This window comes from Variovorax palleresanus (genome assembly GCF_051144945.1).
Lineage (GTDB): Bacteria > Pseudomonadota > Gammaproteobacteria > Burkholderiales > Burkholderiaceae_C > Variovorax > Variovorax paradoxus_S.
The window spans coordinates 383,107-399,912 of record NZ_JBJNVP010000002.1; the positions used below are offsets into that span (position 1 = coordinate 383,107).

15 protein-coding genes are annotated in these 16,806 nt (G+C 67.9%); 12 read left to right on the forward strand and 3 right to left on the reverse strand.

Annotated elements, in window-relative coordinates; all coding sequences use genetic code 11:
* Positions 1 to 21: 21 nt before the first annotated feature.
* The 3 genes from ACJ7Z0_RS05620 to pilV are packed head-to-tail and all read right to left on the reverse strand — an operon-like array spanning position 22 to position 2,235.
* A complete protein-coding gene (locus tag ACJ7Z0_RS05620; RefSeq protein ID WP_434789029.1) occupies positions 22 to 675 on the reverse strand; it encodes a pilus assembly PilX family protein in 654 nt (217 codons plus the stop codon).
* Positions 672 to 1,646, reverse strand: coding sequence for a PilW family protein (locus ACJ7Z0_RS05625; RefSeq protein ID WP_434789030.1), 975 nt, complete (start codon positions 1,644 to 1,646; stop codon positions 672 to 674). Before ACJ7Z0_RS05625 ends, ACJ7Z0_RS05620 begins: the two co-directional genes overlap by 4 nt.
* On the reverse strand, positions 1,633 to 2,235 hold the full coding sequence (gene pilV, locus ACJ7Z0_RS05630; protein ID WP_434789031.1) for a type IV pilus modification protein PilV: 603 nt from the start codon (positions 2,233 to 2,235) through the stop codon (positions 1,633 to 1,635). The genes ACJ7Z0_RS05625 and pilV overlap by 14 nt, the downstream gene beginning before the upstream one ends.
* A gap of 167 nt (positions 2,236 to 2,402) precedes the next feature.
* On the opposite strand from pilV, the gene ribD reads away from it, so the two are divergent.
* The 12 genes from ribD to ACJ7Z0_RS05690 all read left to right on the forward strand — a co-directional run bounded on the left by ribD (position 2,403) and on the right by ACJ7Z0_RS05690 (position 16,804).
* Complete coding sequence (ribD, locus tag ACJ7Z0_RS05635; RefSeq protein WP_434789032.1) at positions 2,403 to 3,539, forward strand: bifunctional diaminohydroxyphosphoribosylaminopyrimidine deaminase/5-amino-6-(5-phosphoribosylamino)uracil reductase RibD; 1,137 nt, start codon at positions 2,403 to 2,405, stop codon at positions 3,537 to 3,539.
* A gap of 85 nt (positions 3,540 to 3,624) precedes the next feature.
* Positions 3,625 to 4,317 carry a riboflavin synthase gene (locus ACJ7Z0_RS05640; RefSeq protein WP_434789033.1) on the forward strand — a complete coding sequence of 231 codons (693 nt, stop codon included), beginning with the start codon at positions 3,625 to 3,627 and terminating at the stop codon, positions 4,315 to 4,317.
* On the forward strand, positions 4,314 to 5,468 hold the full coding sequence (gene ribBA / locus ACJ7Z0_RS05645; protein WP_434789034.1) for a bifunctional 3,4-dihydroxy-2-butanone-4-phosphate synthase/GTP cyclohydrolase II: 1,155 nt from the start codon (positions 4,314 to 4,316) through the stop codon (positions 5,466 to 5,468). Before ACJ7Z0_RS05640 ends, ribBA begins: the two co-directional genes overlap by 4 nt.
* 6 nt (positions 5,469 to 5,474) lie before the next feature.
* On the forward strand, positions 5,475 to 5,942 hold the full coding sequence (ribH, locus tag ACJ7Z0_RS05650; RefSeq protein ID WP_434789035.1) for a 6,7-dimethyl-8-ribityllumazine synthase: 468 nt from the start codon (positions 5,475 to 5,477) through the stop codon (positions 5,940 to 5,942).
* The gene (gene nusB, locus ACJ7Z0_RS05655) at positions 5,939 to 6,475 is read left to right on the forward strand and encodes a transcription antitermination factor NusB (RefSeq protein WP_434789036.1); all 537 of its coding nucleotides are present in this window, start codon (positions 5,939 to 5,941) and stop codon (positions 6,473 to 6,475) included. The genes ribH and nusB overlap by 4 nt, the downstream gene beginning before the upstream one ends.
* Entirely contained in the window at positions 6,472 to 7,668 is a 1,197-nt protein-coding gene (locus ACJ7Z0_RS05660) for a pyridoxal phosphate-dependent aminotransferase (protein WP_434789037.1), read from the forward strand. The genes nusB and ACJ7Z0_RS05660 overlap by 4 nt, the downstream gene beginning before the upstream one ends.
* On the forward strand, positions 7,665 to 8,123 hold the full coding sequence (locus tag ACJ7Z0_RS05665; RefSeq protein WP_055806080.1) for a YbgC/FadM family acyl-CoA thioesterase: 459 nt from the start codon (positions 7,665 to 7,667) through the stop codon (positions 8,121 to 8,123). The genes ACJ7Z0_RS05660 and ACJ7Z0_RS05665 overlap by 4 nt, the downstream gene beginning before the upstream one ends.
* Positions 8,120 to 8,842: a protein TolQ gene (gene tolQ, locus ACJ7Z0_RS05670; RefSeq protein ID WP_434789038.1), complete on the forward strand. Its 723-nt coding sequence runs from the start codon at positions 8,120 to 8,122 to the stop codon at positions 8,840 to 8,842. Before ACJ7Z0_RS05665 ends, tolQ begins: the two co-directional genes overlap by 4 nt.
* Before the next feature lie 15 nt (positions 8,843 to 8,857).
* Complete coding sequence (locus ACJ7Z0_RS05675; protein WP_055806077.1) at positions 8,858 to 9,295, forward strand: ExbD/TolR family protein; 438 nt, start codon at positions 8,858 to 8,860, stop codon at positions 9,293 to 9,295.
* Between the two features lie 3 nt (positions 9,296 to 9,298).
* Positions 9,299 to 10,225 carry a cell envelope integrity protein TolA gene (gene tolA, locus ACJ7Z0_RS05680; protein ID WP_431130781.1) on the forward strand — a complete coding sequence of 309 codons (927 nt, stop codon included), beginning with the start codon at positions 9,299 to 9,301 and terminating at the stop codon, positions 10,223 to 10,225.
* A gap of 130 nt (positions 10,226 to 10,355) precedes the next feature.
* A complete protein-coding gene (locus ACJ7Z0_RS05685) occupies positions 10,356 to 11,576 on the forward strand; it encodes a SprT-like domain-containing protein (protein WP_434789039.1) in 1,221 nt (406 codons plus the stop codon).
* Positions 11,573 to 16,804: a PDDEXK-like endonuclease domain-containing protein gene (locus tag ACJ7Z0_RS05690; RefSeq protein ID WP_434789040.1), complete on the forward strand. Its 5,232-nt coding sequence runs from the start codon at positions 11,573 to 11,575 to the stop codon at positions 16,802 to 16,804. The genes ACJ7Z0_RS05685 and ACJ7Z0_RS05690 overlap by 4 nt, the downstream gene beginning before the upstream one ends.
* Positions 16,805 to 16,806 lie beyond the last annotated feature (2 nt).

Below are 16,806 nucleotides of genomic sequence, written 5' to 3' on the forward strand. Positions count from 1 at the left end.
TTCCGTTTCAAGATGAAGAACTCAGGAAGGGCAGCCCGGGCTCGCGCCCGACTTGTACAAATTGGTCTGCAGCACCACTTGCGTGTCCTCTTGCATGCCGTAGCCGATGGCCGTGACGCGAAAGAGATGCGAGGCATTGCGCGCACTCGCGCTCTGCAACTGGCCCGACTGCCAGCCGCCGAGATTGCGAACCGCCTCGACGATGTAGCGCGGCGCGCGCGCGGGCAATGTCCCGGCGCGTACGTCCGCAGCCCCGTCGCCAGCGGCATAGGCTTGTCCGGTGAAGGTGCCGTAGACGACGGATGTCGTGCTGTCGGCAGCGAAGTCGGCGGTCATCCACGCTGGCTTGTCGCCGGACTCGGCCGGCGCGCACAGCCCTTGGCGCATGCCCGCGCCACCGCATCCGGGAACGAAGGCCGAGATATCGCTGCCGCTGAAAAGACAGAGGCGCTGGGCCGCGCTGGAATTGGGGCCGAGCACGTCTCGTTCGGCGTCGACGAGCGCGGCTTCCGCGGCCTGGAACGCAACCTCGGTGTCGCGGTCGTTGCGCGCGCTTCGCTCGCCCACCAGCGAAACCTGTGCCGCACCGATGCCCAGCACCATCGCAATGACCAGCATCAACAGCACCACGATCAACGAGAAGCCTCGTTGCGACAAGCGATCCGTCCGGCTCATGGCGCCGGCTCCTTCATGACGTTGCGCAGCATGACGGTGAAGGTCGAGGTGCGACGCAGCCTGCCATCGGCCGGGGGCTTGAAACTCGTGCCTGAAAACTCCGCGCCCAAGGGGTAGAGCGTCTCGCCCTGCAGACGCGGCCCACTGTTGTTGCGGCCACTTCGCGCGACCATGCCGATGCGAAGACCGACGACCTTGCGCCATTCGGCGTTGATGGCGGCAACCGATCTTGCCTGCGCTTCCAGTTGCGCGGCGTCGAGCCAGCGCTCGGGCACGCCATCGCCGTTGACGTCGTAGGCATAGACGACCTTGAACACTTCGATGCCGCGCGCGAGCGGCTCGGACTTGAACGTGTCCACCGTTTCGCTGTGGTACTTGCAATAGAGCTCGGGCTCCTTGTCGGCCGCTTCGGCGACGTGAAAGAAGCTCCACGCACGATCGGCAAGCGCCGGCTTCCCGGCAGACGGCCCGGCCTGCGCGATCCCCATGCAGTCGACCATGGTGCCGTCGGGCTCGGTGCCGTCGCCTCCAGTGCGGCTGCGGCCGAAGAAGCGCACGCGAAGCGAGTCGCTTCCGTTCACGCCCTTGCTGTTGTGGGTGCCGTGGCTTTCGCCGGCAGCGCTGACCTTGGCATTGCTCGCGCCGACGATGTCGAGGTCGGACGGATCGTCCGGAGATGCCGCCAGATTGGCGCTGCTGGCAATGACCACGGTGCCGTCCGCGGCGGCGTGATCGGGCGCGTAGTCGGAATATCCGGCCTGGCGCACGATGCCCCGGACGACGAAACCTGCGAACCTCAGCGAATCTTCCACCGCCTGCGCTTCCGCGTTGGCAACGAAGAGCTGCTTGCTGCCGAGGAAGGTTGCAGTCGCCGCAAGCACGACGAGGAGTCCGACAGCCATCGCGACCAGCAGCTCGACGAGCGACATGCCTCGGTGGCCGCCCAGCCGCGCGGTATCAGGACCCGTCATGACCATCCTGTGCCCAGCCGGAGACCAGCTGCATCACGAGGCGAGGTGGAAGCTCTCGTTGCGGTTCGCCCTTTTGCTTGCCGATTGATTCATTCGCGTGCGATGCCCAGCCGAGCTTTGCGATCAGGCTGCGGCCGCTCTGGCTGCATCTCCAGGCAAATTCGCCGGCCGCCGCGTTCCAGGGTTTGTCGTCGAAGCACACGCGCACCCGGACGCCAGGCAACGCCTTGGCGACTCGGCGTGTCCATTCATCGACGTCCCACGCGGCCAGGCCCGCTGCGTCGCAGGTCGCGCCCGGCGCCGCACAGCCGCCGGTCGCGGGGCTCACGGCGGCGCTATCCGCCGAGTGCTCGACCAGGTAGGTGTTGGCCGCACCGTTGCCTGCCGCGACACCCGGATTCATGCGAACCTTCTCGGACAGGTCGCGCACGAGCCCGACCGCCGCGTTGAACGTAGCGGCCTCCTTGCCCGCGCGCACCGCAGCCAGCAGCATGCCGACCGCGCCGAGCAGGCCAATGCTCAGCACCGCGACCGAAACGAGCACCTCCACGAGCGAGAAGCCCGCACCGGACCGCCTTGGGGTCGTCATTTGTCGATGTCCTCCCGTCTTGCAACTTGTGTTGCTTCTTTATTCGCGCCATCGAATCCGCAGCGTAGGCGTCGCCTTCGGCAGTGCATTTGCCGTTCGTCCGCTTTTGACTGCCGCTCGTATGATCCGGCGGCTCCGGTGTTAATTAATTCCTCCTCTCGCAGCCCATGCCCTCCCCCGAACAAGAAGCACAAGACGCGCAGCACATGGCCACCGCTTTGCGGCTGGCTTCCGCCGCGCTGTTGCTGACCGACCCCAACCCGCGCGTCGGCTGCGTGCTGTGCGACGCAGCGGGCCGCGTGCTGGGCCAGGGCCATACGCAGCAGGCCGGTGGGCCGCATGCCGAAGTGATGGCGCTGCGCGATGCGGCGGCCAAGGGAAATGAGGTCAAGGGCGCCACCGCGTACGTCACGCTCGAGCCCTGCTCGCACCACGGGCGCACCGGCCCCTGCTGCGACGCCCTCGTCGCGGCCGGCATCGGCCGGGTCGTGGCATCGCTGGCCGATCCGAATCCGCTGGTGGCGGGCCAAGGCTTCGCCCGCCTGCGTGCGGCCGGCGTCCAGGTGGAAACCGGCCCCGGCGCCGCCGAGTCGCGCGAGCTCAACATCGGTTTCTTCAGCCGCATGGTCCGCAAGCTGCCCTGGGTGCGCCTCAAGGTGGCGGCCTCGCTCGACGGCAAGACCGGCCTGGCCAATGGCGTGAGCCAATGGATCACCGCCGAAGCCGCCCGCGCCGACGGCCACGCCTGGCGCGCCCGTGCCAGCGCGGTACTGACGGGCGTGGGCACCGTGCTCGAAGACAACCCCCGCCTCGACGTGCGCCTGGTCGACACGCCGCGTCAGCCGCACCTTGTGGTGGTCGACAGCCATCTGCAGACGCCGCCAGATGCTCATGTTTTCATAGCAGGCCGGCCGGTCTGGATCTATGCCGCAGTGCGCGACGAAGCCCGCGCCAAGGCGCTGGAAGCACGGGGCGCCACGATCACCTGCCTGCCCAACGCAAGCGGAAAGGTCGACCTGGCCGCCATGCTGCACGACCTGGCTCAGCGCGGGGTCAACGAGCTTCACGTCGAAGCCGGCCACAAGCTCAATGGCTCGCTGATTCGCGAAGGCTGCGTCGACGAACTGCTGGTGTATCTGGCACCCAAGCTGATCGGCAGCGGCCTCGACATGGCGAGCCACCTGCATGCCGAGGGTCCGCTCACCTCGCTGGCGGGCGCGCTGCCGCTCGAATTCAAGTCGGTGGAGATGCTTGGACCGGATCTCCGGATCGTGTCGCGGGTGAGCGGACGCGACAACTTCTAAGCGCCTTGCACTTTCAGGGGCGGATCACATCGGCTCAAAGCACCGCGAAAAGCCGGGGGGCTCACGCATCTGCGAAAATGTGCGAATGTTCACCGGAATCATTACCGGCGTGGGGCGCATCGCCGCCATCCACGACCTCGGCCCCTCCTCCTCCTCCTACGGCAAAAGACTCGGCATTTCGGTGCCCGACGGGTATCTCGACGATGTCGGGCTCGGCGACAGCATCGCGCTCAACGGCGCCTGCATGACCGTCACCACCCTCGATCCGGCGCAGCAGCAGTTCACCATCGACATTTCCGCCGAATCCCTCGACAAGACCGCGGGCCTCACCGAAGACGGCGCCCGCATCAACCTCGAGAAGGCGCTGCGCGCCAGCGACCGGCTGGGCGGCCACATCGTCTCGGGCCATGTGGACGGCATCGGCACGGTGAGCCACTTTGCGCCCGTCGGCGAAAGCTGGGAGCTGCGCGTGCTGGCGCCGCCCGCTCTGGCGCGCTTTCTGGCGTACAAGGGCTCCATCACGATCAACGGCGTGAGCCTGACCGTCAACAGCGTGTCCGACAACACAGGCGGCAGCGAGATCAGCATCAACCTGATTCCGCACACCGTCGAGAACACTTCGCTGGGCGACCTGAAGGCGGGCTCCCAGGTCAACCTCGAAATCGATACCGTGGCGCGCTACGTGGAGCGCATGCTTCAGGCCGGCGTTCTTGCGCCCGCATCCATGGCCTCCACGCAATCTGCGCAATCCACGTATTCCAAGGACACTGCCGAATGAACGCTTCCGTCACGCCCATCGGCGCGCCCCGCAGCTCGCGGGCCCCGGCGCCGATTTCCTCCGTCGAGGAGATCGTGGCCGAGCTCGCCGCCGGCCGCATGGTGATCCTGGTCGATGAAGAAGACCGCGAGAACGAAGGCGACATCGTCATCGCGGCCGACCACATCACGCCCGACGCCATCAACTTCATGGCGCGCCATGCGCGCGGACTGATCTGCCTCACGCTCTCGCGCGAAATGTGCGAGCGGCTGCAGCTGCCGCCCATGGTGTCCCGCAACGGCGCCAAGCACTCGACCGCCTTCACCGTTTCGATCGAAGCGGCCGAGGGCGTGACCACCGGCATCTCGGCCGCCGACCGCGCGCGCACCGTGCAGGCGGCCGTGGCGCGCAACGCCGTGGCCAGCGACCTGGTGCAGCCCGGCCACATCTTTCCGCTGCAGGCGGTGGACGGCGGCGTGCTCATGCGCGCCGGCCATACCGAAGCCGGCTGCGACCTCGCGGCCATGGCCGGCTGCTCGCCCGCCTCGGTGATCTGCGAGGTGATGAACGAAGACGGCACCATGGCGCGCCTGCCCGACCTGCAGATCTTTGCGGCCGAGCACGGGCTCAAGATCGGCACCATTGCCGCGCTCATCGAGCACCGCAGTCGCACCGAATCGCTGGTCGAGAAGGTCGGCTGCCGCGAAATCCAGACCGCTTGGGGCACCTTCACCGCCCACGCCTTCACAGACAAGCCGAGCCGCGGCGTGCACCTTGCACTGGTGCGCGGCAAGTGGGCGCCCGAAGACACGGTGTCGGTGCGCGTGCACGAGCCGCTCTCGGTGCTCGACGCGCTGGAGATCAACCGCTCGCTGCACTCGTGGAGCCTGGATGCCAGCCTGGCGCACATCGCGAACGAAGGCAAGGGCGTGGCCGTGCTGCTCAATTGCGGCGAAACGGCCGGCGAGCTGCTTGCGCAGTTCGACGGCACCGCGCGCCCCGCGCAAGCCCCCGAGCGCGGCCGCATGGACCTGCGCAGCTACGGCATCGGCGCGCAAATTCTGCGCGAATGCGGCGTGCACAAGATGAACCTGCTCGGCACGCCCCGCCGCATGCCGAGCATGGCCGCAGGCTACGGCCTCGAAATTGCCGGCTACCTCACGAAAGACTGACACGACATGCAAGGTGCAAACAAGGGCGCGGATGCAAAGCCGCTCGACGGAAAAGGGCTGCGCATCGGCATCGTGCAAGCGCGCTTCAACGCCGACATCACCGATGCGCTGGCCGCGGCCTGCCTCTCCGAGCTCGAGAAGCTGGGCGTGGCCGCGGACGACATCCATCATGTGCAGGTTCCCGGCGCGCTCGAAGTGCCCGTGGCCCTGCAGGCGATGGCCGTGCGCGGCGGCTACCACGCGCTGGTGGCGCTGGGCTGCATCATCCGCGGCGAAACCTACCACTTCGAACTGGTGGCCAACGAATCGGGCGCAAGCGTGAGCCGCGTTGCACTCGACCACCGCCTTCCCATCGCCAACGCGATCCTCACGACCGAAAACATGGAGCAAGCCATTGCCCGGCAGACCGACAAGGGCCGCGATGCGGCCCAGGTGGCTGTCGAGATGGCGCAATTGCTGGCCTCCCTCAAATGACCGAAGACAACAACAAGACAACAGGCGCCAAGCCGCGCCAGGCGCGCACCGGACTCACCAGCACCGGCGCGCGCAAGGCTTCGGCCAAGTCCAACCGCAGCCGCGCGCGCGAGTTCGCGCTGCAGGCGCTCTACCAGCACCTGGTGGGCCGCAACGACCCGACCGAGATCGATCACTTCACGCGCGACCTCGCGGGCTTTCACAAGGCCGACGCCGCGCACTACGACGCGCTGCTGCATGGCTCCATCGAAGGCGCCGAGCAGCTCGACGCGCTGATCCGGCCGCTGCTCGACCGCAAGTTCGAAGAGATCTCGCCCATCGAGCATGCGGTGATGTGGATCGGCGTGTATGAGTTCCAGCACTGCCTGGACGTGCCGTGGCGCGTGGTGCTCAACGAGTGCATCGAGCTTGCCAAGGAATTCGGCGGCACCGACGGCCACAAGTACGTGAACGCCGTGCTCAATGGCCTGGCGCCTCAACTGCGCGCTGCCGAGGTCGAGGCCGACCGGGCCTCGGGCAAGGCCAGAACGTGAAGATTTCGGCGCGCGCACAGCGCATCGAACCCTTCTACGTGATGGAGGTCGCCAAGGCCGCCGGCGTGCTCGCGCGCGAGGTGGCCCACACCGACCGGCCGATGATCTTCCTCAACATCGGCGAGCCCGACTTCACCGCGCCGCCGCTGGTGCAGGAAGCCGCCGCGCGCGCCGTGCGTGCCGGCGCCACGCAGTACACCCAGGCCACCGGCCTCGACCTGCTGCGCGAGCGCATCAGCGGCTGGTATGCGCAGCGCTTCGGCGTCGACGTGCCGGCCCACCGCATCGTGGTGACCGCGGGGGCTTCGGCTGCATTGCAACTGGCCTGCCTCGCACTGATCGAATCTGGCGACGAGATCCTGCTGCCCGACCCTAGCTACCCTTGCAACCGCCACTTCGTGAGCGCCGCGGATGGCAAGGCCGTGCTGATACCGACCACGGCCGAAGAGCGCTTTCAGCTCACCGCCGCCAAGGTCGAGGCCGCCTGGACCGACAAGACGCGTGGCGTGCTGCTCGCCTCGCCCTCCAACCCGACCGGCACCTCGATCGCGCCCGATGAGCTGCGCCGCATCCACGAAGTGGTCTCGCAGCGCGGCGGCATCACGCTGATCGACGAGATCTACCTGGGCCTGTCGTACGACGAAACCTTCGGCCAGACCGCGCTGGCCATCGACGACAACGTCATCAGCATCAACAGCTTCAGCAAGTACTTCAACATGACCGGCTGGCGGCTTGGCTGGCTGGTGGTGCCCGAAGTGCTGGTGCCCGTGGTCGAACGGCTCGCGCAGAACCTCTTCATCTGCGCAAGCACCGTGTCGCAGTACGCGGCTCTCGCCTGCTTCGAGGCCGAGAGCATTGCCGAGTACGAACGCCGCCGCGCCGAGTTCAAGGCGCGCCGCGACTGGTTCATTCCGCAGCTCAACGCATTGGGCCTCAACGTGCCCGTGGTGCCCGACGGTGCCTTCTACGCCTGGGCCGACTGCACCGGCGTGGCCGAGAAGCTGGGCATTTCGGGCAGCTGGGATTTCGCCTTCGAAACCATGAAGCGGGCCCATGTGGCCGTCACGCCCGGCCGCGATTTCGGCACCGCCGAGACAGCCAAGTTCGTGCGCTTCTCCACCGCCAGTTCGATGGCGCACCTGCAGGAATCCGTCGAACGCCTGCGGGCCATGATCGCGAACCCCGCCCGATGAGCTACGCGTTTCCGATCCGCGTCTACTGGGAAGACACCGACGCCGGCGGCATCGTGTTCTACGCCAACTACCTCAAGTTCATGGAACGCGGCCGCACCGAGTGGCTGCGCTCGCTGGGCGTGGAGCAGCGAAAGCTGCGCGAGGAAACCGGCGGCCAGTTCGTGGTGAGCGAAACGCAGCTCAAATATCATCGCCCTTCCCGCCTGGACGACGAACTGCTGGTTACAGCCGACCTTCAACAACTGGGCACCGCGTCGTTGATAATCGGTCAACGCGTGCTATCAAAAACAGAGCAAGAGCGAACAGGAGCCTCAGCGCCTGTCCTGCTGTGCGAAGGCACGATCCGCATCGGCTGGGTGGATGCATCCACGTTGCGCCCCGCGCGCATACCGAGCCAAGTTTCGGGAACCCTCGAGCGCTGCGGCGGCTCCATGACTCAACCTTTCAAGCCATGAACCAAGATCTCTCCATCGTCAATCTCCTGCTCCATGCGAGCTTCGTGGTGCAACTGGTCGTGCTGCTGCTCGTGATCGTCTCGATCGCCAGCTGGGCCGCGATCATCCGCAAATACTTTGCCCTGCGTCGCATGCGCGCGCTCAACGACGACTTCGAGCGCGAGTTCTGGTCGGGCACCAGCCTGAACGAACTGTTTGCCTCGGCCGCGCAGAACGCCAAGTTCGCAGGCCCCATGGAGCGCATCTTCGCTTCGGGCATGCGCGAGTATCAAAAGCTGCGCGAGCGCCACGTGAGCGACGCCCCCACCTTGCTCGACGGCGCCCGCCGCGCCATGCGCGCGAGCTTCCAGCGCGAACTCGACGCTGCGGAGCAGAACCTCTCGTTCCTCGCCACGGTCGGCTCGGTGTCGCCCTACGTCGGCCTCTTCGGCACGGTCTGGGGGATCATGCATGCCTTCACCGGCCTGGCCGCCCTCGCGCAAGTGACGCTGGCCACCGTGGCGCCCGGCATTGCCGAAGCGCTGGTGGCCACAGCCATCGGCCTGTTCGCCGCCATTCCAGCCGTGGTGGGCTACAACCGCTTTGCGCGCGAGATCGACAAGATCGCCATTGCCCTGGAGACCTACATCGAGGAGTTCTCCAACATCCTGCAGCGCAACCTCTCGGCCAACCCGGCCGCGGTGGCGTCGGCAACTTCGACGGCTCCGGCCAACCGCTGAACGGAGGTCCAGCGCATGCCCGCCGTTTCATCCCGGGGCCGAGGCCGCCGCACGATCAACGAGATCAACATGGTCCCGTTCATCGACGTGATGCTGGTGCTGCTGATCATCTTCATGGTCACGGCGCCGCTCATCACGCCGAGCGTGATCAACCTGCCCTCGGTCGACCGCGCCAACAAGCAGCCCGACAAGCCGATCGAGATCGTCATCAAGAGCGACGATGAAGTGCAGATCAAGAAGGACCCGTCCACCGGCAGCGGCGGCGCGTCGATTCCCATGACCCAGATCGGCTCCGCAGCCAAGACCGCCCAGGGGGGCGACGACCAGCGCCCCGTGGTCATCAGCGCCGACAAGTCCGTCAAGTATGAAACCGTCGTGAAGGCGATGAACCAGCTCAAGCGCAGCGGCATCGAGCGCGTGGGCCTGTCCGTCACCACCACGGGCGGCAAATAAGGCATGTCGCTCGCCCTGGATCGTCCCGAGTTCGCACCCCCACCGCAGCGCGGCACGCCGCGCGCGGTGATGCTCGCACTGGTCGCGCATGCGCTCCTGATCGCGGCGCTGACGTGGGGAGTGCGCTGGCGCAGCGAGGCCGACGACGGCGCGGTGGATGCCGAACTGTGGTCTTCCACGGTGCAGCAGGCCGCGCCGCGCCTGTCCGCACCGGAGGCGCCCACGCCCGCCCCCGCACCGCCGCCGCCTGCGCCCCCACCACCGCCCCCGCCGCCGCAAGTGAAGGCCCCGGAGCCCGCGCCACCGCCGCGCGCGCCCGACATCGCCCTGGAGCGCGAGAAAAAGCTCAAGGAAGAAAAAGAGCAGAAGGAGCGCGAGCTCGAGCGCCAGCAACAGCAGCGCAAGAAAGAGCTCGAGGCCAAGCAGCGCGCCGAAGACGAAGCCGAGCGCAAGAAGGAACAGCAGAAGAAGCTGGCCGAGCAGCAGAAGAAGCAGCAAGAAGCCGAGGCCAAGCAGGCCGAAGCGAAGAAGCAGCAGGAAGCTGCCGCCAAGCAGGCTGCCGCCGACCGCGCCGCCACGCTCAAGCGCATGCAGGGCCTGGCGGGCGCGAGCGGCAGCGACGATTCCAAGGGCACGGCCCTGCGTTCGTCGGGGCCGTCGAGCGGCTATGCGGGCCGCATTGCCGCAGCGGTGCGGCCGAACATCACCTTCCCCGATGCGGAGACGGTGAACGGCAACCCAGCCGCCGAGTTCGAGGTGAATCTCGCGCCGGACGGCACCATCGTCGGCGTCAAGCTCACCAAGTCGAGTGGATTGCCAAGCTGGGACGAAGCCGCCGAACGCGGCCTGCACAAGACCGACAAGCTGCCACGCGACACCGACGGGCGCATCTTTCCGTCGCTGATCGTCTCTCTGCGGCCCAAGCGCTGATACAGCATGACGGTTCCGGGTGGCCTTTTCACGAGGCCGCCCGGAACTCCGTTGCTGTCGCGCTGGATGGCGTTCGGACCGCAGCCGCTCGTTTAGGATCGTCGGCAACTCATTGCCTGGCGCTCCTGACATGGTCGAAACCACTCCCGCCGTTCGCCTCGAAGACCTGACCCCGCTGCCCTACCAGCAAGCACTTGCCGCCCATCTGCAAGCGAACGAGCCCGAGGTCTGGCACTGGGCTGCCTCGGCTGAAGCGCGCGAGGAGCATGCCGGGGCAGTGCGCGCCGACCTGCTGCGCAATTCGTACCGGCTCGATGCCGACGCCCATCCCGATCTGCACGCGCATTGCACCGCGGCCGCGCTGCGCTTGGGCATCACGGCGCGCGTCACGCTCTACCAGGCGGGCGACGGCACGATGAACGCCACGCTCTACTTCGTGCCCGGCGAGGCGCACATCGTGCTCTCGGGCCCGCTGCTGGAACGCCTCCAAGGCCCCGAACTGCAGGCCGTGCTCGGCCATGAACTCGCGCACTACCTGCTGTGGGAGCGCGACGGCGGCAAGTACCACGTGGTCGACCGCATCCTGCAGGCCGCGGCGGCCGACTCCCGCGCCGACGCGAGCCATCTGCATGCGGCGCGCCGCTACGGGCTCTACACCGAGGCTTTTGCCGACCGCGGTGCCTGCATCGCCTGCGAAGCGCTCGAACCCGCGGTCACCGCGCTCGTCAAGGTGCAGACCGGCCTCGCGCAGGTCAATGCGGCAAGCTACCTGCGGCAGGCCGACGAGATCTGCGCCGAGCCCGAACTCCAGACGCGCGGTACCAGTCACCCCGAGGTGTTCGTGCGGGCGCGGGCGCTGCGCCTGTGGACCGAGCGCCAGCCCGAAGCCGACGAATGGCTGGCGGGCGCGCTCGAAGGCCCGCTGGACATCGCCACGCTCGACCTGCTCGGCCAGCAGCGCGCCAATGCACTGACGCGCGAGACCATCGCCCAGTTGCTGCAACGCCCGTTCCTGCACTCCGAATCGCTGCTGGCCCACGCGCGCCGCTTCTTCCCGAACTTCGCGCCGCCCTCGGCGACCATGCCGCCGCCCGCGCCGGTGCCGGCTGGCGTGCACGACTACCTGGCCAGCGTGCTGGTCGATTTCGTCGCGGCCGACCCCGACCTCGACGACATCACGCTCGCCGCCGCGCTCGGTCTTGCCGAAGCCATGGGCTGCGCCGACCAGCTCGAACAGCGCGTCGTGAAAGACATACGCTTTCCCAAGCGCAGCCTGACCCGCGTGAAGCGCGATGCCGCCACCCTGCTTGAAAAGGCAGCGGCCCAACATCTTCAGGGCGCATCCGCATGACGACACCCGCCACCTCTCCCATTCAGCAGCTGCTGGACACCGGCGAGGCCCACGGTGGCCTGCAGACCGACGACGTGCTGAGCCTCGTGCTGCCGCTGCTGCGCGAGGTGTCCGCCTTGCACGAGCAAGGCAAGGTCGCCGCGCTCGGAAGCGTATTCGCCTACCGTGTCGACGACACGCCCGCTCTCGCGCTCGCACAGCCCACAGGCACAGAGCCGCGCCAGAACCGCGGAGCCATCGCTCCTCTGGAACAGCCCGCCGCCTCCGTGCTGCGCGTGGTCGGCGAGCACCGCGTGACGCTCGATGCCGACGAAGGCTTGTCGGTCGAGAACCTCGCGGTCATGACCGACGCCGCGCCCGACGCCCTGCCGACGCGCCCCGTGTACCTGCCCGGCTACACCGCATGGGAGTTGCGCTTCGGGCACCATGACGCGCTGACCGACATCCTCTGCCTCGGCCAGGTGCTGGCCAGCCTCTCGTGCGGGCTCGACTTCACCGACACCGAAGAACTGGGCCGCTTCGTCGCGGACCGCGGCAACCTGTTCGCACTCAACCGCCGTCTGCACCCGGTGGTGGCCGCGGTGATCGGCGAGATGACCGCGCTCGACCGCCACGAACGCGCACGCGACCTGCCCTCGGTGATCCGCCGGCTAGAAACCTACCGCGACCAGCCGCTGGACCTCGGCCTCGACCGCATTGCGCCCGCGAGGGACGGCGCGGGCCAGCGCCGCCAGGCGATCCGCCTGCATCTGCGCGACCGCCTCTTCGACCTCTCGCGACGCAACCGCCTGCTGCATTTCAAACCCAGCCAGACGCACGTGAACCTCACGGTGGCGAGCGTGCCGCTGGTGGTCGACATCAAGAACATCCGCGTCGACCAGCTCTGCGTGTGGGACGGCCGGTTTGCGAGCGACATCGCCACCTGCGACCCCGTGCCGCTCGCGCGCTGGCTGCGCTTCGAAGACCAGCCCTACCTACCGGGCGCGCTCGACCGCATCCTGCAGGAGGCACGGCGCGACCGCTCCGAATACGGCTTCTCGCAGCTGTCGCTGGTGATCGCCTTCCTGCGCTGGCACAACCTGAAAGAAGGAGAGACCGAGCGGGCCGAGCGCATCGCCTCGCCCCTCCTGATGCTGTCGGTCGAACTCACGCGCAAGAAGGGAGTGAAAGACCAGTACCTGCTTGAAGCCGCCTCGAGCGAAGCCCAGGTCAACCCGACGCTGCGGCACCACCTGCGCCAGCTCTACGGCATCGTGCTGCCCGAGACCGTGGATCTGCGCGAAACCACCATCGAGCAGTTCCATGCTCAGCTCGCCGCACAGATCGCGGCGAGCGAGCCCGGCGTGCAGCTGCGGCTCGTGAAGCAGCCCGAGATCGAACTGATTCATCAGCGTGCCCGCCAGCGGCTCGAACAGTTCAAGCGCCGTGCCCGCGTGCGCAACCCCGGTGCGCAACCCGTCGCGGCGCAGGACTTCAGCTACGCGCGCGACGACTTCCGCCCGCTCGGCCTTCAGCTCTTTCACGCGAAGGTGCGGCCGGTTCCGCTGCCGTTGCGCGATGCGGTCGGCGCGCGGCCCGTGCCGCGCGCACCGCAGATGGGGTCCACCGCCGCCCAGACCGAGCGCGAGACCTTTACGCTGCGCGAAAGCGCTGGCAACCCCTACCAATGGGACGTCGACCTCACCTCGGTGACGCTCGGCAACTTCAACCATCGCAAGATGTCCCTGGTGCGCGACTATTCGGCGCTGAGCGAAACCGAAATCGCGAGCGAGGCCTTCGACCGCGTGTTCTCGCTGCAGCCGCGCCAGGTCGATGCCGAACCGCCGGCCGCGCTGCCGCTGGCCGACCAATGGCCCGTGGTGCAGGCCGACGCCACGCAGACCGCCGCCGTCGCGCTGGCGCGCACCGGCACCAGCTACATCATCCAGGGGCCGCCCGGCACGGGGAAGTCGCAGACCATCACCAACCTCATCGCCGACTACGTGGGCCGCGGCCAGCGCGTGCTCTTCGTCTGCGAGAAGCGCGCCGCCATCGACGTAGTGTTCCACCGGCTGCGGCAGCAGGGGCTGGACGAGCTCTGCTGCATGATCCACGACTCGCAGGGCGACAAGAAGGCCTTCGTGCAGAACCTCAAGAAGACCTACGAGCACTGGCTCGCAGCGCCCGAGGAGCTGGAGGCTGAGACCCGCGAGCGCACGCAACTCGTCGACACCATGGACGCCGACCTGAAGGCGCTGGAGCGGTTCGACGCCACGATGCGCGAAGCACCCGAACACCTGGCCGTGACGGTGCGTACGCTGATGGCACGGCTGATCGCGCTCAAGCCGCACGACCCGGCGCTCACGCCGTTGCAGGCCGAGGCCCTGCCCACCTTCGCGGCCTGGCGCCGCCATGCCGACCTGATCGCCCGCCTGCACCTCGCCGTGACCGAAAGCCTGGGCGTGCCGTATCTTGCGCAGCATGCCTTCGCGCAGCTCGCGCCGGCGCTGCTGCGGCAGGAGCGGCCGCTTGCGCGATTGGTCGAACTCAGCGACCGTGCGGCCGAGCAGATCGGCCCGCACCGCGATGCACTCATCGAAGCCTGGCCGCCGCTCGCCGACGCCCGCGTCCTCTGGGGCGACGCACTGGCCGTGGTGGCCGACGCACGCCGCGTGGCCGCACTCGCTGCGCGCGGGCATCTCTCACTGCTCGACACCGCACACCCCACCAGCCTCGCTTTCGGCGAGGCAATGGCGCAGCGCCGTGCGTTGCAGCAGGTGCTCAAGGAAGCCCTCGAACGCACGATCCACTGGCACGACAAGTTCTCGCCGGGCGACACCGAAGCCGGCCTCGCTCAGGCCGAGGCGCAACAAGGCTCCTTGCTGCGCTGGCTCCAGCCCTCGTGGTGGCGGCTGTCGGGCGAGCTCAAGCGCCGCTATGACTTCGCCAAGCACGCAGTCCGCCCGCAGCCCAGCCAGGTGCTCGAGGAACTGCTGGCCGAGCACACGGCCCGCGCGGCCGTCGGCAAGCAGGCGGCGCAGATCGAAGCCACCTACGGCTGCACCGACCCTGACGATTTCCTGCAGCAGCTCGACGCGTTGCGCCGCGGCGACGGCACCGGCAACGGCGTGCGCGCAGCCTTCCATGCGCACCTGCGCACCGAACCCGGCGCGAGCCGCAACGTCGAACGACTGGCCGCCCTCGGGCAGCGCACGGACGCGCTCGATGCCCTGTGGCACGAACTGCTGGCCGACCCTGCCGCCCAGCCGCTGGCGTCGCTCGAAGCGCTGGCCCGCACGATGCGCGAGCAGGCCGACACCCTGCCCACCGTGCTGCCCCACCTGCAGGAACTGGCCGATGCCGACCCCGCCCTGGCCAAGGCCCTGCGCACGCTGCCGCTCTTGCCAGACGCCATCGAATACGCCGTGGCCCGCGAAGGCCTGGAACGCGTCTACCGCACCGAGCGCTGGCTGCCGCGCTTCGACAGCGCCGCGCTCGCCCGCCATGCCCAGCGCCTCGCCGAAGGAGAGCGCAAGCTGCTCGACCGCAACGCCCGCACCCTTGCCGCCGCGGTGCGCCAGCGCTTTCGCGACCATTTGCAAAAGAGCGCCCTGCCCGCAAGCCAGCTCGACGCTGGCGGCAAGCTCTTCAAGAAAAGCTACAACGCGGGCCGGCGCGAACTCGAACACGAGTTCGGCAAGACCATGCGCTACAAGGCCATCCGCGAACTCGCCTCCGGCGACACCGGGCAGGTGGTGCGCGACATGAAACCGATCTGGCTCATGAGCCCGCTCTCGGTGTCGGACACGCTGCCGCTCGCCGCCGATCTGTTCGACGTGGTGATCTTCGACGAGGCGAGCCAGATTCCGGTGGAAGAAGCCGTGCCCGCGCTCTACCGCGCGCCGCAGATCATCGTGGTGGGCGACGAGATGCAGCTCCCGCCGACGAGCTTCTTCTCCTCAGGCCGCGATCCGGAGGACGACACGGTGTCGGTCGAGGATGAGGGCGACCGCATCGCCGTGGTGCTCGATGCCGACAGCCTGTTGAACCAGGGCGCGCGCAACCTGCCGGCCACCCTGCTCGCCTGGCACTATCGCAGCCGCTACGAGTCGCTGATCGGCTTTTCGAACGCAGCCTTCTACGCGGGCAACCTGTTCACCATTCCGGACCGCAGCCTGCCCGCGGCCGCGCGCGACGAGATCCTCGTGCAGTCGCGCAACCCGACGGACGAATCGGTGGCCGCACAGGTCGATGCCCTGCTCTCTCGCGCCATCAGCTTCCACCGCGTGACCGATGCGGTCTATGAAAACCGCATCAACGACGGCGAGGCACGCCACATTGCGCAACTGGTGCGCGAACTGCTGAAGCGCGAGACCGGGCGCAGCCTCGGCATCGTCGCGTTCTCGGAAGCGCAGCAGACCGAAATCGAGGCCGAGCTCGACGCGCTGGGCGCCACCGATAGCGACTTCGCCGCGCGGCTCGAGGCCGAGTACGTGCGCGAGGAAGACGACCAGTTCTACGGTCTCTTCATCAAGAACCTGGAGAACGTGCAGGGCGACGAGCGCGACATCATCATCCTGAGCATCTGCTACGGCCCGAACCCCGAGGGCCGCATGCTGATGAATTTCGGTCCAATCAACCAGCGCGGCGGAGAAAAGCGGCTGAACGTGATCTTCAGCCGCGCACGGCATCACATGGCGGTCGTCTCGACCATTCGCCACGAGGCGATCACCAACGATCACAACGAAGGCGCCGCGGCTCTCAAGCAGTTCCTGCGCTATGCGGAGTGCCTGTCGCGTGGCGACTCGTCCACCGCGCGGCGCGTGCTCGAAGGCATGAACCCACTCACGCGGGCCGGCAGCGCGCCGCATGCGCGTGCCGACGAGGTGACAGCGCAGCTCGCGGCCGCGCTGCGTGCGCGTGGCCACGAAATCGATGAACAGGTGGGCCAGTCGCGCTTCCGCTGCGACCTTGCGCTACGCGCGCCCGAGGCCGGCCACTATGCACTGGGCATCCTCGTGGACACCGCCACGCATTACGAGAACCGCGACGTGCTCGAACGCTACGTCTCGCGTCCGCGCGTGCTCGATGCGTTCGGCTGGCAGGTGGTGCAGGTGCTCGCCAAGGATTGGCTGCATGCGCCGGAGACCGTGCTCGAACAAATCGAACTGGCTCTGCGCAAGAAGGGAGACAAGGCGGGCGAACTCGCCGCCGCCACTGCGGCCAGCGCACCAGGCACAGCCGCTTGAGG